This is a genomic window from Streptomyces sp. NPDC042002, assembly GCF_055588305.1.
Genome location: NZ_JBVJCT010000012.1, coordinates 80843 through 97309, shown reverse-complemented (window position 1 = coordinate 97309; position 16467 = coordinate 80843). Strand labels below are relative to the sequence as shown.

At 71.9% G+C, this 16467-nt stretch carries 13 protein-coding genes; 7 read left to right on the top strand and 6 right to left on the bottom strand.

Annotated elements, in window-relative coordinates; translation table 11 throughout:
• The first annotated feature begins 424 nt into the window (after positions 1-424).
• Both ACZ6KY_RS19750 and ACZ6KY_RS19745 read left to right on the top strand, forming a co-directional pair.
• Complete coding sequence (locus tag ACZ6KY_RS19750) at positions 425-1006, top strand: sigma-70 family RNA polymerase sigma factor (RefSeq protein WP_469311554.1); 582 nt, start codon at positions 425-427, stop codon at positions 1004-1006.
• Between the two features lie 167 nt (positions 1007-1173).
• Positions 1174-2466, top strand: coding sequence for an MDMPI N domain containing protein (locus ACZ6KY_RS19745; RefSeq protein ID WP_469311680.1), 1293 nt, complete (start codon positions 1174-1176; stop codon positions 2464-2466).
• Between the two features lie 138 nt (positions 2467-2604).
• Here the strand turns inward: ACZ6KY_RS19745 and purU are convergent, their stop codons facing one another.
• A complete protein-coding gene (gene purU / locus ACZ6KY_RS19740; RefSeq protein ID WP_469311553.1) occupies positions 2605-3489 on the bottom strand; it encodes a formyltetrahydrofolate deformylase in 885 nt (294 codons plus the stop codon).
• 269 nt (positions 3490-3758) lie between these two features.
• Positions 3759-4259, bottom strand: a complete 501-nt coding sequence (locus tag ACZ6KY_RS19735) for an SCO4402 family protein (RefSeq protein WP_351859976.1) — start codon at positions 4257-4259, stop codon at positions 3759-3761.
• Between the two features lie 117 nt (positions 4260-4376).
• On the opposite strand from ACZ6KY_RS19735, the gene ACZ6KY_RS19730 reads away from it, so the two are divergent.
• Positions 4377-5672, top strand: coding sequence for an ABC transporter substrate-binding protein (locus ACZ6KY_RS19730; RefSeq protein ID WP_469311679.1), 1296 nt, complete (start codon positions 4377-4379; stop codon positions 5670-5672).
• 171 nt (positions 5673-5843) lie between these two features.
• On the opposite strand, the gene ACZ6KY_RS19725 is transcribed toward ACZ6KY_RS19730, so the two are convergent.
• Both ACZ6KY_RS19725 and ACZ6KY_RS19720 read right to left on the bottom strand, forming a co-directional pair.
• Positions 5844-7490, bottom strand: coding sequence for a hypothetical protein (locus ACZ6KY_RS19725; RefSeq protein WP_469311552.1), 1647 nt, complete (start codon positions 7488-7490; stop codon positions 5844-5846).
• Between the two features lie 465 nt (positions 7491-7955).
• A complete protein-coding gene (locus ACZ6KY_RS19720) occupies positions 7956-9341 on the bottom strand; it encodes a transcriptional regulator (protein WP_469311551.1) in 1386 nt (461 codons plus the stop codon).
• Between the two features lie 301 nt (positions 9342-9642).
• On the opposite strand from ACZ6KY_RS19720, the gene ACZ6KY_RS19715 reads away from it, so the two are divergent.
• The 3 genes from ACZ6KY_RS19715 (at position 9643) to ACZ6KY_RS19705 (ending at position 12843) form a co-directional block, all read left to right on the top strand.
• Positions 9643-10296 (top strand): bifunctional DNA primase/polymerase, encoded by a 654-nt coding sequence (locus ACZ6KY_RS19715; RefSeq protein ID WP_469311550.1) that lies wholly within the window; start codon positions 9643-9645, stop codon positions 10294-10296.
• 139 nt (positions 10297-10435) lie between these two features.
• The gene (locus tag ACZ6KY_RS19710; RefSeq protein WP_469311549.1) at positions 10436-11233 is read left to right on the top strand and encodes an ABC transporter ATP-binding protein; all 798 of its coding nucleotides are present in this window, start codon (positions 10436-10438) and stop codon (positions 11231-11233) included.
• Positions 11230-12843 carry a transporter gene (locus ACZ6KY_RS19705; protein WP_469311548.1) on the top strand — a complete coding sequence of 538 codons (1614 nt, stop codon included), beginning with the start codon at positions 11230-11232 and terminating at the stop codon, positions 12841-12843. Before ACZ6KY_RS19710 ends, ACZ6KY_RS19705 begins: the two co-directional genes overlap by 4 nt.
• Before the next feature lie 34 nt (positions 12844-12877).
• Here the strand turns inward: ACZ6KY_RS19705 and ACZ6KY_RS19700 are convergent, their stop codons facing one another.
• Both ACZ6KY_RS19700 and ACZ6KY_RS19695 read right to left on the bottom strand, forming a co-directional pair.
• Positions 12878-13744, bottom strand: a complete 867-nt coding sequence (locus ACZ6KY_RS19700; protein WP_469311547.1) for an alpha/beta fold hydrolase — start codon at positions 13742-13744, stop codon at positions 12878-12880.
• Between the two features lie 891 nt (positions 13745-14635).
• Positions 14636-15328 carry a metal-dependent transcriptional regulator gene (locus ACZ6KY_RS19695; RefSeq protein WP_469311546.1) on the bottom strand — a complete coding sequence of 231 codons (693 nt, stop codon included), beginning with the start codon at positions 15326-15328 and terminating at the stop codon, positions 14636-14638.
• Between the two features lie 362 nt (positions 15329-15690).
• On the opposite strand from ACZ6KY_RS19695, the gene ACZ6KY_RS19690 reads away from it, so the two are divergent.
• A complete protein-coding gene (locus ACZ6KY_RS19690) occupies positions 15691-16446 on the top strand; it encodes an SIS domain-containing protein (RefSeq protein WP_469311545.1) in 756 nt (251 codons plus the stop codon).
• The last annotated feature ends 21 nt before the right edge of the window (positions 16447-16467 follow it).

Below are 16467 nucleotides of genomic sequence, written 5' to 3'. Positions count from 1 at the left end.
GCCTCTCGCTCGCCTCGCCCAGCAGAAACGGAAGCGCTCCGTACGCTTCCTTCCAGCGCGGCTGCCCCGCCGTAGTTCCATGAAACACGGATCCCGCCAGGAAGAAACGACTGTCTACGGTCGAAAATGCTTCACGAAGGTTCTCTTTCGGTCGTGTACGACCAGTTGCGGTCAGATCCATGGATGGAAGTGACATGCCTCTACCATCCATGGCCTGTCCAGGGGCGCACATTGACGCAAAGGGGCGTGCGTTGTCGGACGTGCCGACTACATTCAGGACAACAGTCGCGCAGAGGCTGGACAGCGGCACCGCATGACCGGACAACGGCAGGGGACACGGACGGGACACCGGCCGGACACAGAGACACACGGATTCACGGATTCACGGACGGGCGCCGGGCACGACCAGGGGTGAGGGGGCCGTATGGCGACGCAGGACGCACCGCCCCGCTGGGACCGCAAGATGCAGCAGCGGCTCTCACGCGGGGAGGCGGCAGCGCTCGGTGAGCTCTACGACCGATTCGCGTCGCTCGTGCACGGTCTCGCCCATCGCGTGCTCGGAGACGAGCGCGCCGCCGACGGGATCACCCGTGAGGTCTTCGCCCACGTCTGGGAGAACCCGGACGCGTACGACCCCAAGCAGGGTCCCCTGCGCTCCTGGGTCGCCGCACTGACCCACCGGCTGGCCGTGCAGCGCCTGCGCGCCACGGAGACCGCCGCGCTCGCCCAGGGCGGCGACGGCACCACCGAGGAGCTGGAGCGCAAGGTGCGCAGCGCGTCCGTCGCCGCCCGCGCGGACTACATCGTCACGTCCATGCCCACCCCGCTGCGGACCGCCCTGGAACTGGCGTATTTCCAGCGGCGTGACTACCGCCAGGCCGCCGCCGATCTCGGCGTCACCGAGGACGAGGCCCGCCGCCGGCTCCGCCTCGGCCTGCAGCTCCTGTCCACCGCCCACGACAGCGGCCCCGCCGGCGCGCCGCCGGAATACGGGGGTGCGCGGTGACCGGGGGAACGGACCGGTTCGCGTCGTCCGACGACGAGGACGGGCGCGAGAACGGGCGCGAGGGCTTGCACGGGGACATGGGCGTGGACGAGCACGGGCACGAGGACGGGCACAGGCACGTGCACGAGGACGTGCGCAAGGACATGGACGAGGACGGGCACAGCGGCATGCATGAGGACGGGCATGAGGACGTGGGCGGCGGTGCCGCCGGCCCCCGGCCGGGCGGGCCCCCGCGCATACCGCCGCCACGCGCCTCGGTCGAGGACACCGGACTGCCACTGCCCGAACCGGCCGCGGCCCCCGGCCCGGCACCGCTCGTCCTCGAACACCGGGTCCTGAAGTCACTGCTGGGCGCGTGGGCGCTGGCCGCCTGCCCGGCGGACGAGACGACGGCCGTCGAGGAGCACCTCGGGTACTGCGGCTCGTGCGCGGAAGAGGCGCTGCGACTGCGCGAGGCGGTCGGACTGCTGCACCCCGCGGAGAGCCTCGACCTGGACCCGACGCTGCGCACCCGCGTCCTGACGAGCTGCCTGGACCGGCGCCCGCCGCGCATCCCGGTACCCGAGTGGGCCGCTCCGTACGACGCGGAGACCGCCCGCCTCGACGCCCTGCTCCAGGACATCGGCGGCTCCGAATGGCACGCACCCGTGCGGCTGCGCTGGTTCGAGGGCGACGGGCCGGTGAGCCGCCGTACGACGGTCGCGGGGGTCATCGCCCATCTGCTGACCGTCGACGGACTGGTCGCCGTCGCACTGGGTCTGGGCGACCCGCTCGGCGGGGCCGACGCGGAGCGGCCGACACCGCAGGACCGCACCGAGGCGTACTGGCGTGCCTCGCGCGTCCCGCCCACCCGGTCCGTGCGCGGGCCCTGGCGGGAGCAGAGCCACGACATCGTCCGGACGGTGTCGTTCGTGGAGGGAGGCACCTCCCACGCGGGCGAGGCCGGTGGCGGAGAGGCCTCCGGGCGGCTCACCGTGGCGTACGGAGGGTTCGAACTGCCGCTCAGCGACTCGATGCTGGACCGGGCCTTCGAGTGCTGGGTGCACGCGGGAGACATCGCCGACGCCGTGGACTACCCGTACGAACCGCCCGCTCCCCGGCATCTCCACCGGATGATCGATCTGGCCGCGCGGATGCTGCCCGTATCGCTCGCCGAGCGGCGCCGTGCCGGGCTGTCGGCCCCGCCGGCCCGGCATCTCGTCGCGGCGGGCGCTCCGGGGCGCAGCCTGCGGCTGGAGATCGAGGGCTCCGGGGGCGGCGAGTGGCTCATCCCGCTCGACTCGCCGGGCGCCGTCGGTTCCGCCGAGCGCGAGGTGGCCCATGTCGCGCTGGACGGGGTGGAGTTCTGCCGCCTCGCCGCGGGCCATGTGTCTCCGGAGGAGGCGGCCGCCGGACAGGACGGCGACCGCGAGGCCATCAGGGACGTGCTGTTCGCGGCGGCGTCACTGAGCCGGATGTAACCCGGCCGGCCGCAGCGGCGAGGCCACGACCGCCCGACACCTCCGGGCCCGGAGGCCCGTACGCCCTTGCGGCCGTGCGCGGTCAGGCGGTCAGGCGGTCAGGCGGTCAGGCGGTCACCCGACTACGTGGTCACGCGGTCACGCGAAAATGACCGTGCGGCGCCCGTTCAGCAGGATGCGGCGTTCCGCGTGCCACTTCACCGCGCGGGCCAGCGCCTGGCACTCCACGTCACGGCCGATGGCGACCAGTTGGTCGGGGGTGACGTCGTGGCCGACCCTCTCGACCTCCTGCTCGATGATCGGGCCCTCGTCGAGGTCGGCGGTCACGTAGTGCGCGGTGGCGCCGATGAGCTTGACCCCTCGGTCGTGCGCCTGGTGGTACGGCTTGGCGCCCTTGAAGCTCGGCAGGAAGGAGTGGTGGATGTTGATGATGCGGCCGCTGAGCTGCTTGCACAGGTCGTCCGAGAGGACCTGCATATAGCGGGCGAGGACGACCAGCTCGACGCCCTTCTCGCGCACCAGCTCCAGCAGCTGCGCCTCGGCCTCGGCCTTGGTGTCCCTCGTCACCGCGATGTGGTGGAAGGGCACGTCGTACGACCCCACGAGCTCCGCGAAGTCCGTGTGGTTGGAGACCACTGCCGCGATGTCGACGGGCAGCGCGCCGATCCGCGCGCGGAAGAGCAGGTCGTTCAGGCAGTGGCCGAACTTGCTGACCATGAGGACGACCCGCATCCGGTCCTCGGCCCGGTGGATCTGCCATTCCATGTGGAAGGCGTCACCGATCGCCGTGAAGCTCGCGCGCAGCTTGTCCACCGTCACCGGCGACTCCGCCGAGAAGTGGACGCGCATGAAGAACAGACCCGTGTCGTGGTCGCCGAACTGCTGACTGTCCTCGATGTTGCAGCCGGTCATGAACAAGTAGCTCGACACGGCGTGCACGATGCCCTGTTTGTCGGGGCAGGAGAGAGTCAGGACGTACTGCTCGGAGGCGGGCGCGGTCCCGCGGACGGACGGCTCATTCATGCGGGACAGGGTCCCATACCAGGCGCCCGCGGCGGAGTGCCGTCCCGCCACGCGGACGCGCCAGGGGGCACCCCTTGCCGCCCGGCGGACGTCCTGCGAGCGCCTCGGCGCCGTCCCGGGAGCACTCCACGAGCACGCCGCGGACGACCCCCGGTCACCACCTGACCGAGAGTCGCGCCGAGGGGCGCGGCGAGGACTGTGCCGACCGTCGGGCCGGCCACCGGACCACCCGTCGGCCGAAGCGCCGGGGGGAACCGCCGGTCGAACCGCTAGGCCGACCGCGTCAGGATGCGCAGGACCTCAAGGGTGCGCGGGGGCGCGTCCGGGTCCTCGCCGTCGCTCGACGCCAGCCGTACGTGCGCGGCGCGCGCGGCCTGTAGGGCGTCCGGCCACGCCTGGTGGTCGAGATAGGCCGAGACGGGCGCGTCGGGTCCGACCTGGTGCATGATCCGCAGGACCCGCAGGACGGCGCTGTCCACGAGGGCCGCCTCCTGGGAGTCCCGGAAGATCGTGCCCACGTATTTCTCGGCCGACCAGTTGTCCAGCCAGGTGTCCTCGACCAGGCGGTACACGGCGTCGGTGACGTCGCCGTACCCGTCTACGCCGGCGAGCCAGACGTCTCGCTGGAAGGCGGGGTCGGAAAGCATGTGCAGCGCGGAACGCACATTGCTGCGCCAGCGCCACCAAGGCATGTCGTTCAGTGGCATGCCGCCCATGGTGGATGAGCGACGACCGCGACGGGAAGAGTTCTCCGAGTCTTGCACGGTCACCGATCGTACGTTCCCTGTGAAAAACAGTTCATCGACCCCCGCAATTCACCTCTGCGTCACCCGGTGTCGACCACGGGTCACACAAGGGTTTTTCGTGTGGGGGAATCGTGCATGTCCATGACCGGTAGGCGACGTACTCGCACCACCTCCCCCACGCCCCGGCCCCGCAAGGCCAAGCTGCTGTACGCGAGCGCGCTGGTCGCGTGCGCGTCGGTCGCCGTCGGATGCGGGGTCATCCCTGGTGCCACGGGGGGCTCCGGGGATGGCCCCGTCAAGGTGATGACCTGGGCACCGGAGAAGACCAGCGCAACGAACAAGCCCGGAATGCCGGCGCTGGCCAAGGCCTACGCGCGCTGGGTCAACGCCCACGGCGGCATCAACGGCCGTCAGCTGGAGGTCCTCACCTGCAACGACCACAACGACTCGGTCACCGCCGCGCACTGCGCCGAGCGGGCGGTCGACGAGAAGGTCGTCGCGGTCGTGGGTTCCTACAGCCAGCACAGCCGCGCGTTCCTCGCCCCGCTGGAAAGCGCGGGCATCCCCTACATCGGGGGCTTCGGCGTCACCGACGACGAGTTCACCAGCCCCATCTCCTATCCCGTCAACGGCGGTCAGCCCGCCCTGCTGGCGGGCCTCGGCGAGCAGCTCGGCAAGAACTGCGGTCCTGTCTCGCTCATCCGTCCCGACACCATCGCCGGTGACGAGCTGCCGGTACTGCTCAACTCCGGCCTGAAGGCGCTGGGCCACGCCCAGGCCGCCGACCAGCGGGCGGCCGAGGACGCCACCGAGTACTCCCGGCCGACGCAGCTGGCACTCCAGCACGCGACCTCCGACTCGGCCGAACAAGGCTGTGTGGTCCCCGCGCTCGGTGACCGCACGAACACCTTCATCGACTCCTTCCGGCGCGACAGCGCGGACTACCCGAAGGTGCACACCGGAACCGTCATCAGCAACATCGACCAGTCCCAGATCGACGCCACCGGCGGCAAGTCGGGCCCCTACGAGGGTTCGTACGTCACCGGCTGGTACCCGACCTCGAACGACGCGCGCTGGAACGCGATGCGCGCGGTGATCAAGGAGGAGGCCTTCGGCGACAACCGGATCGATCCGGCCGACGCCGGAGTGCAGACCACCTGGATCGCCTACACCGTGCTGAAGAAGGTCATCGAGTCCCTCGGCGCGGGCGAGATCTCGTCGCTCACCATCCGGCGCGAGCTCGACAACGGTCTCAAGGTGACCACGGGCGGGCTCACGCCGACCCTCAGCTGGCGCTTCGACGAACTGACCTCGCCCGGCGACTTCGCGCGCCTCGTCAACGCCGATGTCACCTTCCAGGTCATTCGCGACGGCCAACTGTCGGCGCAGCGAGGCGGGTTCATCAACATGACGAAGACGCTGGCGAACGCGGAATAGCCATACGGGCATCGCGGGCGGACCCGCCCGCGGTCGGGACGGGTTCCTCCCGTCCCGGCCACCCGGAGCCAGGACAGCGACCACGACAAAGCCCGGCTCCCTCGCCGTTCAGCGGGGGAGCCGGGCTTTCGTGCGGGTCACACCTGGGTGTGCGTCACACCTGAGCACGCGTCACAGCTGGGTGCGGGTCCGCTGTGTCAGTCCGTACTTGGACGCGATGGAGTTCCACAGCCTCGCGGCCTTCTCCTTCTGCGTGGAGGCCGTGCCGCTGGCCTGGTTGCCCGCCAGGGTCTGCCCGGTGGTGCGGGCGTGGCCCTTGTGGCAGCCCTTCTTGTCGTTGTCGGCCTGGTCGGCCCAGGCCGCGTAGTGGTTGTCGGCCGCCGCGGAGGCCTTCCAGGCGCTGGTGAGGGCGGCGGCCAGCTCGTCGTGGTTCGGCAGCTTGTCGACCGCGAGGGTGGAGAGCCGGGTGACCAGCTCGCCGCGCTGCTTGGCCGCGTCCCGCAGATCGCCGGCCGCCTGGTCGAGGTTGTTGCACACCTTCACGTCCGCCACGGCGCTGATCACCGAGTCACGGCTGCTGGTGCTGTTCGCGAGGAGCTTGTCCAGCTCGACGGCCTGCGCCTTCACCGGGTCACCGCCGGCCGCCGACGAACCCTGTGAGGCGGGCGCGGTCGCGGCCACCGTCTTGCCGGTGTCGTCGTTCCCGCCGCCTCCGCCGCCGCCGCTGAGCAGGGCGCCGGCGCCGACACCGAGCACGATGATGCCGATGCCGACGGCCGCGATCACCGGGACGCGTGAACGGCCACCGCCGCCCGCTCCGTCACCGTCGGACGGACCGCCACGCCGTGCGGCGGCCCGGCCGCCGGGCGCGCCCGGCGCGGGCTGCGCGCCGTACATGTCGCCCGCCCCGCGCGGGGCGGGCGGTGCGGCGGCGTCGATACGCGGCAGCATCTGCGTCGATCCGGCCACTTCCGGCTCGTTGCGGAAGAGACTGTCGAACTCCGCCGGGGGCTGCCGCTCCTCCGGGCCGCCGGCGGCCATCCCGTAGGACCCGGACGGCTGCGCGGGCACGGGCGGGATGTACTGCGTGGCGTCGGCGTCCGATCCGGTGGCGGGCGGCGGCGATCCGGCGCCGGAACCGCCCTGCGGCGTCCGCCCGAGGTACTGCGCCGCTTCGGGCCGGACCTCCGGCGGCAGCGCGCCCGGTCCCACCGGCGGTATGTACTGGGTGGCGCCGTCGTCCGGCGCGGCGGGGACCGGCGGGATGAACTGCGTCGCCCCGTCGTCGCCACCCGGGGCGGCCGGTATGTAGGGAATGTACTGAGTCGCCCCGTCCTCGCCGCCGGGCGGCAGCGGCGCGCCCTGCTGCTCCTGGGCCCCGTAGGTGCCGTAGCCGTCGTACCCGGCAGCCGCGTGCGAGCCGTGCGCCCCCGGCGCATAGCCGTTCTGGGCGCCGTACGACGAGGACTGCGCGCTCTCGGGCGGCAGCGCTCCGGAGCCGGAGCCCTGCTGGGCGAAGCCCTGCGCCTGCTGTGCGCCGTGCTGATCCGACGCCGGCCAGCCCTGGGACTCGGAGGACGCCGAGGCGCCCCACGACTGGGTGGCGTTCACCGGCGCACCCCAGCCGTCACCGGACTGCGGGGCCGGGGGGGCCGACTGGTCGGGTCCCCACTGTCCGCCCCACGCGGGAGCGCCCACCGGGGTCACACGGTCACCCGTCGTACCCGGCAGCAGCGGTTCGCTACCGTCGGAGGGCAGCACGATGCCTTCGCGCGCGGGCCGCGCCGAGGGCTCCTCGCCCTGTCCACTCTGCGTCACCGGGACTCCTACGAATGGGGGACCTTCGGAATCATCGGCTCACGCTACCGGGTCCCCACAACCCGGTGCTACGCAGCACCCGCGGTGACCTTCGCACTGTGTGACACGGGTAACGAAACCGCCCCCGAATGCGCTGTATTTCACTTCCTTCGCTCACAGCGCTCTCGTTTTCCCGGCGTTCACGCCGGTACAGGCCATATGTTCATACGCGCGGGTCCCGAAGGAGCGGAAGAGAAATGATCACCCCGCGCCGGAGCCCCCTCGATCGCGCCACCGCTCCCGGACGGCTCCCCAGTCCCTCACGCGAAGCTCTCACGCCAAGCCCTCACGCCGGAGCGCACGCGCCACGGAGCGCACGAGGCCCGGTCCGCACGGGGCGCACGCGGTGTGCGCCCCCAGCGGGACGCACACCGGTCCGACCGCGCCGGGCGGCACACAGTCAACCCACGTGTCCCACGCGTACGTTCACGCCGCCGCCTGCAACTCCATGCGCGCCCCGAACTCCCGTACCACGGCCTCGTCCTGGAACGGCTCCAGGCGCTGCTGCAGGTCCTCCAGGTACTCGGCGCCGCGGTTGGAGCGGAGGGTGCCGAGGAGTTCGACGGCGCGCAGACCGGTGTGGCAGGCCTGCTCCACCTCGCGCTGCTGGACCTGTGCCGTGGCCAGCAGGACATAGCCGATGGCCCGGCGGCGGGCACGCGACTCGGGATGGCCGGCCAGGGACTCCTCGGCGCACCGCGCGGCGGCCTCGGCCTGGCCGAGGTCCCGGTGACAGTGGGCCAACTCGTCGGCCAGATAGGCCTCGTCGAAGTGCGCGATCCACGTCGGGTCGTCCCCGGAGGCGTCGTCGGCGTTCTCCAGCGCCGTGACGGCCCGTCCGGACGACACCTGCGCGGCGCGCGCGTCGCCCATCAGCGCGTGCCCGCGTGCCTCGGCGGCGTGGAACATCGACTCCGCCCGCGGTGTCACCCGCCCGCGCGCCCCCTCCTGGGCCGCGCGTGCCAACTGCGCGATCTCGCGCGGGTTGCCGAGCTGGGCGGCCAGGTGGCTCATGGACGCGGCGAGGACGTAACCGCCGTACCCGCGGTCGCCGGCCGCCTGCGCGAGCCGCAGCGCCTGGATGTAGTAGCGCTGGGCGAGCCCGGGCTGACCGGTGTCGATGGCCATGTAGCCGGCGAGTTCCGTCAACCGGGAGACGGCGGCGAACAGTTCGCGTCCGACCGCCTCCCGGTAGGAGCCGGCGAGCAGCCCGGAGACCACGCTGTTCAGGTAGTGCACGACGACCGGGCGCACATGCCCGCTGCCGTACTGGTGGTCGAGGCCGACGAGGGCCTGGGTCATCGCGCGGACCGCCGCCACGTCCGAGAGCCCGACGCGCGGGCCCCCCGAGCGGGCGACCTGCGAGTCCGGCGACGAGATCAGCCAGTCGCGGCTCGGCTCGACGAGCGCGGAGGCGGCGACGGACGAACCGGAGAGGAAGTCCCGCCGCCCCACGTCGCTGCGCCACAGCTCGCAGACCTGCTCGATGGCGCCCAGTATGGTCGGCGAGAACTGGAGACCTACGCCGGACGCCAGGTTCTTGCCGTTGGCCATGCCGATCTCGTCGATCGTGACCGTCCGGCCGAGCTTGCGGCCGAGCGCCTCGGCGATGATCGCGGGAGCCCGTCCCCGCGGCTGCTGACCGCGCAGCCAGCGCGCGACGGACGTCTTGTCGTAGCGCAGATCGAGTCCGTGCTCGGCTCCGCACATGTTGACCCGGCGGGCCAGCCCGGCGTTCGAGCAGCCCGCTTCCGCGATGAGTGCCTGCAGTCGCTCGTTCGGCTGCCTGGCGATGAGAGGCCTTGCGGCCATGGCGTACCCCCTGTGGCTGCGGTGCCTGCCCACGCACCGAGTTGACGTGTCCTCACGGCCGGGCACCGAAAGAAGCCGGCCAGGAAGATCAATGCCCCGCAGACATGCCGAAGATGCGGGACATGTGAGGATTGCCGGGGTAAGGGCGGTTGCCCGACCCCACCCCTGATTACCCATTACCGGCTGCCGTTCCTCCCGCGCGCCCCCACACGTGCATCCATGCGCCCCAGGCGGGGAATCGATGCTCCTCCCCCGCGCGTGTCCCCCGTAACCCGAGGTGGACGCGGGAGTTGAGGTCGACGTGGAAGAGACCATCGCAGGCACCGAGTCCGCACACATCCCCGAGCAGCGTGGCGAATCGCTGCAGGAAGCCGCCGTGCGCTATGCCGAGGAACGCCACTGGGACGTGTTCCCCGGCACCTGGCTGGAAGCGGCCGGCGGGGTGCAGCTCTGCTCCTGCGGTGAACCCGCCTGTGCCGCCCCCGGCGCGCATCCGGCGCGCGAGGACTGGGCGACCCAGGCGACGGGCAGCGCGACCGTCGCGCGCCGGCTCTGGTCGATACGGCCCACGGCGTCGATCCTGCTGCCCACGGGACGTACGTTCGACGCGATCGACGTGCCCGAGACGGCCGGGTTCCTGGCTCTCGCCCGCATGGAGCGGATGGAGCTCACCCTCGGTCCTGTGACCTGCACACCGGACCGGCGCATGCACTTCTTCGTGCTTCCCGGCGCGGCGGCGAAAGTCCCCGATCTCCTACGGACGCTGGGCTGGCCGCCCGCCTCGCTCGACCTGGTCGCGCTCGGCGAGGGGGCCTATGTGGCCGCGCCGCCGACCCGGTTCGGCTCCCGGGGTGCCGTGCAGTGGGCCCGCCGGCCGACGCCCGCGAACCGCTGGCTGCCGGACGCGGAGGAGCTGGTCTCGCCACTGGCGTACGCCTGCGGACGGGATCGCTAGAGGTACGCGGGGGTTCGTGGGGGCCGCAGTGATCGGCAGTGATCCGCCGAGGGCCCCAGTGATCCGCGGGGCTCCGTGGAGATCGGCAGAGACGGGTAGGGACGGGTGGCAGGCGGCCGTAGGCCCTTAGGGTGCCTGTATGAGCGAGGGAGCGAAGGACGGCGGCGTGCCCGCCGTACGTGTGCGGGGGCTCTGGAAGCGGTTCGGGGAGCAGGTCGCCGTGGCCGGGATCGATCTGGAGCTGCCCGCGGGGCGGTTCATCGGGCTCGTCGGGCCGAACGGCGCCGGCAAGACCACCACCCTGTCGATGGTGACCGGCCTGCTCAGGCCCGATCAGGGCACCGTCGAGGTCGTCGGTCACGACGTGTGGCGCGACCCGGTGGAGGTGAAGGCGCGGATCGGCGTGCTGCCCGAGGGGCTCCGGCTCTTCGAGCGGCTCTCCGGGCGCGAACTGCTCGGGTACACCGGCCGGTTGCGGGGTCTGCCCGGCGCCGAGGTCGACAAGCGGGCCGCCCAGCTCCTCGACGTCCTCGACCTCGCGGGCGCGCAGCACAAACTCGTCGTCGACTACTCGACCGGCATGCGCAAGAAGATCGGCCTGGCCTGCGCCCTCCTCCACAACCCCGAAGTCCTCTTCCTCGACGAGCCGTTCGAGGGCGTCGACCCGGTCTCCGCGCAGACCATCCGCGGTGTCCTGGAGCGGTACACCGCGTCCGGCGCCACCGTCGTCTTCTCCTCCCATGTGATGGAGCTGGTCGAGTCGCTGTGCGACTGGGTCGCCGTCATGGCCGCCGGACGCATCCGCGCGCACGGTCCGCTGGCTGACGTACGCGGCGGCGCGCCCTCGCTCCAGCAGGCCTTCCTGGAACTGGTCGGCGCGCACGGCCGCGGCGCCACGGCCGACCTGGACTGGCTGGGCGGCGGGGCTCCCCGGTGAGCGCCACCGCCGGCGTCTCCGCCGCGTCGATCACCCCCGTCGTCGTACGCCTGAAGCTGTCGCTCCTGCGCAACGGCCTGCGGCAGTCGGCCGGGCGGCGGGCCGCGTTCATCGTGTCCACGGTGCTCGTGCTGCTCTTCGCCGCGCTCCAGCTGATCGGCCTGATCGCGCTGCGCGGCCACCCGCACGCCGCCGCCGTCGGCGTCCTGCTCGTGGCGATCCTGGCGCTCGGCTGGGCCGTGATGCCGCTGTTCTTCCCCAGCGGCGACGAGACGCTCGATCCGACGCGGCTGGTGATGCTGCCCCTGCGGCCGCGGCCGCTCGTCCGGGCGCTGCTGACCGCCTCGCTGGTCGGCGTCGGACCGCTCTTCACGTTCTGCCTGCTGCTCGGTGCGGTGGTCTCCGTCGCGCACGGGGCGGCGGCGTACGCGACGGCGGTGGTCGCCCTCGCGCTCGCCCTGCTGGTCTGTGTGGCCCTCGCGCGGGCCGTCGCGGCCGCCAACATCCGGCTGCTGTCCAGCCGCAAGGGCCGCGATCTGGCGGTGCTCAGCGGACTGGTCGTCGCGGTCGGCGCGCAGGTGGTCAACTTCGGCGCCCAGCGGCTCGGTTCGGCGGGCGGCCTGTCGAAGCTGGACCCGGCCGCGGACGTCCTGCGCTGGATCCCGCCCGCGTCGGCGATCGGCGCCGTGGACTCGGTGAGCGGCGGATCGTACGGGGCCGGAATCGTCCAGCTCGCGCTGTGCGCGGCCGCCCTGGCGGGGCTGCTGGCGCTCTGGTCCCGTCACCTCACGCGGCTGATGACCTCGCCCGACGGGTCCACGCTCCAGGCCGCGGAGCCCGCCGGCCGGGAGCGCGGCTCGTCGGGGATCGCGCGGCTGCTGCCGGCCGGGCGCACCGGAACGGTCATGGAGCGCAGCCTGCGGTACGTGTGGCGCGATCCGAAGACCAAGGCGGCGTGGGTGACCTCGCTGGCCATCGGGCTGATCGTGCCGGTGTTCAACGCGCTCCAGGGCACCGGCTCGGTCTACTTCGCGTGCTTCGCCGCGGGGATGCTCGGGATCCAGATGTACAACCAGTTCGGGCAGGACACGTCCGCGTTCTGGATGGTCGCGCTGACGATCTCCTCGACCCGCGACGCGTACGTCGAACTGCGCGGGCGGGCGCTGGCCCTGCTGGTGATCACCCTGCCGTACGCGACGCTCGTGACCGCGCTGACGACCGGGCTGCTCCACGAGTGGGGGAAGCTGCCCGAGGTGCTCGGTCTGTCCTTCGCGCTGCTCGGCGCGATGCTGGCGACCGGCGCCTGGTCCTCGGCCCGGTTCCCGTACTCCATCCCCCAGGAGGGCTACAAGAACGTGGCCCCCGGTCAGGCCGGCCTCGCCTGGATCGCCATCTTCGGCGGCATGGTCTCGGCCGCCCTGCTCGCCGCCCCCGTCATCGCCCTCACGATCTGGCTGAACGTCAGCGCGGAGGGGGACCGGTGGAGCTGGCTGCTGCTGCCCGTGGGGGCCGTCTACGGGGCACTGATCACGCTGCTCGGGCTCCGGCTGGCGGCACCGCGGACGGCCCAGCGGCTGCCGGAGATCCTGGCGGCGGTCAGCAAGGGGTGAACGCGCCCCGGCCGCGCCGGTTCCAGGACAGGTCCTAGCTGGTGAGCACGCCGTCCAGGAACGGCTCGATGGCGGCGCGCCACGCCTCGGGCTGGTCGTAGTGCACGAGATGGCCGGCGTCGGCGACCTCCGCGTACTGGCCGCGCGGCAGGACCCGGACCATCTCCTGGGACTCCGCCCGGCCGAGCTCGCCGTCGAGGCCCCGTACGACCAGAGCGGGGCACTGGACCTGGGCGAGCTCCTCCCAGTGGGCGTCGTACACCCAGGTCTGGCGGGACTTGAGCATCTGTTCCGGTTCGAAGACCGGGCGCCAGCCGTCGGAGGACTCGTGCATCACCTCGGCGTAGAACTCGCCGCGTGAGGGGTTGCGGCGCTCCACCCAGGGGTCGTCCTCGCCGAACCACTTCCGTACGTCGGCGAGCGTGGCGAAGGGGACGGGCCAGGCCTTGAACCAGTCCTCCCACTCGCGCTGCGAGGCGGCACCCAGTGCCGAGGCCCGCATGTCGCAGATGATCAGGGCGCGGACGAGATCGGGGCGCTTGGCGGCGAGCTGCCAGCCGGTCAGCGCGCCCATGGCGTGTCCGACCAGGACGGCCGGTCCGAGACCGAGCTGGTCGAGGGCGGCTTCGGCGTCCTCGACGTAGGCCTCACGGGTGTACTCGGCCTCCGGGGCCTTGTCGCTCTGGCCGTGTCCTCGCTGGTCGAGGGCGATGGCGCGGTGCCGCTCGGAGAGCCAGCGGGCGGTGGACGCCCAGTGCGAGGCGCGGCCCATGAGACCGTGCAGTAACAGCACGCCGGGCGCCTCGGAGGCCCTCGGCTGGTCGCTCTTGGGAGGATCGGCGAACTCCCAGGCGGCGAGGCGAACTCCGCCCGCTCCCGTCACGTCGATGCGCCGCACCATCGGTAATGGCACCCCCCTAGCTCGCTCGGACCGGCTCGCTCCCGCTCGTCCCGGCCGGTCCACTCGTACCGCTTCCTGGCACTGCTCCTGCTGTGCTGCCCGGTGTCCCTGTATGTACTCCCGCCGCGTCGCCACGTTATCGAATGGGATTTCGAAACTGGCCTTTCTGCCCGCAACACCCCTCGTTCGAGTGACCGCCCGCGAGGATTGACCGCCGCCGCCGGGGGGAGATCTTCTGCGGGAGGCGGACCGCTCGGGGAAAACGGTCCGAGGGGAATGACCCTGGGAGCTCGGGGCTCCGGGTCAGCACAGGGGAGGACAGGCCCCGGCGCCAGATGGCGCCGGGGCCCTCTCCACGTCTGCGGCACATCCTTACGCCCCCTCCCCGACCGCGCACCATCGCTCTCGGACACGGTCAAGAGCCCTCAGGTCATATGCCTCACGCGACAGCCTCGCACGCAAACGGTCCGGGCGCTGCGATTCCGCACACTGAATCTTCGTATCGGCCAGGTCGCGAAAGCATCACAACTGCCTCTGCCGTCACAGCAGTTGACACGCCTGAGGCAGGGCGGACCGGGTGCGCCCCACGGTGTCCGGCGAGCGCCCGGACGCCGACGTCGAGGTCAGCGGCTGCCGACCTCTCGGCCGGCGCCCGGGAGCTGCCCCTCGCGGGCACCGGAAACATGGGTGGGAGAAAACGGGGTTCCGGAAGCGCGCCTTCCGGAGGTTCGGAATCCGGAAGCACCGGCGCCGAAAACGCAGCTACCGGAAGCACGGCCACCGGATCTACGACCAACAGAAGCACGGCCACCGCAGGCGCGCATTCCGAACGCACCGGTACCGGGCGCGCGGATGCCGGCGGCGTGGCTGCCGGCACACCCGCCGGCGGTGTCAGCGCTTGGCGACGAACACATGGGAGGCAATGTCGGCCTCCAGCTCCGCGGCCTCGCCGCCGCTGCCCACGAGGACCCCGCCGGCCGACTCGGTCACGCTGACCACGGAGCCGGGCTGTACGCCCGCCCGCCGCAGCGTGTACATGAGCTGCGCGTCCGTCTGGATCGGCTCACCGATGCGCCGTACGACCACGGTCTTGCCGTCCAGACCCGGGTCCAGCTCGGCCAGCGACACCATGCCCTCGTCCAGGAACGGGTCCGCGCCGTCCTTCTCGCCCAGCTCCTCCAGGCCCGGGATCGGGTTTCCGTACGGCGACTCGGTCGGGTGGCGCAGCAGCTCCAGCACGCGCCGCTCCACCGCCTCGCTCATCACGTGCTCCCAGCGGCAGGCCTCCGCGTGCACCTGCTCCCACTCCAGGCCGATCACGTCGACGAGCAGACACTCGGCGAGGCGGTGCTTGCGCATGACGCGCGTGGCGAGCCTGCGACCCTCGTCGGTGAGCTCCAGATGCCGGTCGCTCGCCACCGCCACCAGACCGTCGCGCTCCATCCTCGCCACGGTCTGGCTCACCGTCGGACCACTCTGGTCGAGCCGCTCCGCGATCCGGGCGCGCATGGGGACAACGCCTTCCTCTTCCAGTTCGAGGATGGTGCGGAGATACATCTCCGTGGTGTCGATCAGTCCGGACATTCGTGCCCCTCGATTAGCTCTGCCGGAGACTCGATGGCCCACCGGCGTGTGCGCTGGCCCTGAACTCAATTCTGACGCATAGCACTGACAACCGTGCCTCGCCGTTGAAACCGCTTGGTGCCGATTGCCCTGGAATCCGCGCGGACCCGGGACCCGGCCGGTCCACGCGCGCCCCGGCCGCCGTGCTCGGCGGCACCCCCGGAGGCCGTATTGACAGGGCACTGGTCCAGACCGCAACGTGATCCGCGACACGACGGGAGTACGTCCGCACCGGGGCACCCGGTTCAGCCGTCCACCCGCCCCGCACCTTTCCGACGCCGACGAGACGTCCACGCCGACGTGACTTCTAAGGGGCTTCGCCGATGAGCGACAGCAAGCTGGCCGGGCAGTTCTTCGACGCCGCGATCGGCCTGCTGCGGCGGGTACGGGACGAGGACGCCGGGGAGATCGAGGCGGCCGGGACCCTGATCGCCGACACCGTCGTCGACGGCGGCCGGCTCTTCGCCTTCGGCGCCGGGCACTCCTCGCTCGCCGCGCAGGACATCGTCTACCGCGCGGGCGGCCTCGCCCTGATGAACCTGCTCGCCGTGCCGGGAGTGGTGGGCGTCGACGTCATGCCCGCGACGCTGGGCTCCGCCCTGGAGCGGGTCGACGGTCTGGCGAGCGCGGTCCTGGACTCCAGCCCGCTGCGTTCCGGCGATCTGCTGGTGATCATCTCCCTCTCCGGCCGCAACGCGCTCCCCGTGGAGATGGCCATGAACGCCCGCGCCCTGGGCGTGAAGGTCATCGGCGTCACCTCGGTCGCCTACGCCACCGAGACGACGTCCCGGCACGTGTCGGGCACCTACCTGAAGGACCACTGCGATCTCGTCCTCGACTCGCGGATCCCGGTCGGCGACGCGGAACTGACCGTGGACTCCATCGAGGCGCCCTTCGCCCCCGCCTCGACCGTCGTCACCTCGGCCCTGCTCCAGGCCGTGATGGCCACCGCGGCCGGCGCCCTGGCGGACCGCGGCATCGAGCCGCCCCTGCTCCGCTCGGGCAACGTCGACGGCGGCCACGACTGGAACGGCCGGGTCATGACGGAGTACGGGGACCGGATCTTCTACCGGCGCTGAGGGGCTCGATCTTCTACCGGC